This is a genomic window from Mesorhizobium silamurunense (genome assembly GCF_014843905.1).
GTDB classification, from domain to species: domain Bacteria; phylum Pseudomonadota; class Alphaproteobacteria; order Rhizobiales; family Rhizobiaceae; genus Mesorhizobium; species Mesorhizobium silamurunense.
The window spans coordinates 1-1011 of sequence record NZ_LPVS01000197.1 but is presented as its reverse complement, the minus strand read 5'-3'; the positions used below and the strand labels follow the sequence as shown (position 1 = coordinate 1011).

Here is a 1011-nt window from a genome sequence, read left to right as displayed (position 1 = left end):
TGTAACCCATCTATCCGGAATGAACTGTCACCCATCTCTCGGGAAGGGCATTCAAACACTTAGCAACCTAACAGCCCTGCGAACCAGCGACCATGTTGCGTTTGTGTCGCGTCAAGCTCCCAACAGCGCCTTTTCAGCCGCCGCTGACGGCAGTCCTGAGCGTGTATGTGTCGCGAAGTTCATCATAACCGCCGAGACCATGGTCGAGATCGCTCTGGAGCCAGGCAGGCAGGAGGCGCGTCGCATCATGGGGCCGCACGCGGGCGTGAACTGAACCGAGTGGACAAATTGTCCAGACGGCCCGCCGCCTCACGGTGGCGGGCTTTTTTTACCGGCAATATGCTCCGTCGTTGCGGACAACATGTAGTTGACGTAACGTTAACGCAGGCGCAATCATTTCGGATTGTGCAGGGTTGAGGGCGTTTCAATGAAACTCGTTGTCTTTGGCGTAGCAATGGTATTGGCCGCCACCGGAGCAGCTGTTGCGAAAGAGAAGAAAAAGGTGGCGACCGCTCAGGCTGCAACCTCGTGTTCTACAGCTCATATGAAGGCTGGCAGCAGCAAGCCGGCACCGAAACTGGATTGCAAATCGACAGGCACGGTGGTTGTTGCGCGTCCGTCAAATCAGGCCGCAAATTTCTTGGACCATCACCTAGGGTACGACACCGATCCGTGGATCCCAATTGGCTATTGATGGCAGTTTTCGGCTACCGGGCCTTTTTCATGTCGCAGTCATGTCGCGTGGAGTTGCCGATAGTCTGTTGTAGCCGTTGGAAATCAAGGGAAACGGCTAGTAGAGAGGCGCGTCACAGGCGACCGCCCTACCCTATCTCAACCGTTTGATTTTGCACGATAAGCATCAAATATTTGGCTGGAGAATCCACGGACTCTGACTAGTCCCGGTTCGAATCCAGGTTCCCGAGTCGATCCCAATTGTAGAACCGTAGCCTGAGTGCTTTTGGGCCGATGAACGAACCCGCTGCGCGGGATGGGCGCGTGTGGTGAGGTAGA

At 55.6% G+C, this 1011-nt stretch carries 2 protein-coding genes; both read left to right on the top strand.

Features of this window, described 5'->3' with window-relative positions:
* The coding region (locus AU465_RS36020; RefSeq protein ID WP_210325369.1) for a hypothetical protein at positions 1-274 on the top strand (274 nt) is incomplete at its 5' end.
* A gap of 153 nt (positions 275-427) precedes the next feature.
* Positions 428-694 carry a hypothetical protein gene (locus AU465_RS33030; RefSeq protein ID WP_192257199.1) on the top strand — a complete coding sequence of 89 codons (267 nt, stop codon included), beginning with the start codon at positions 428-430 and terminating at the stop codon, positions 692-694.
* Positions 695-1011: the final 317 nt, after the last annotated feature.

What these genes read in the sequence shown, in the direction of transcription:
- AU465_RS33030 (WP_192257199.1), top strand. Translation starts at nt 428, where the DNA reads ATGAAACTCGTTGTCTTTGGCGTAGCAATGGTATTGGCCGCCACCGGA.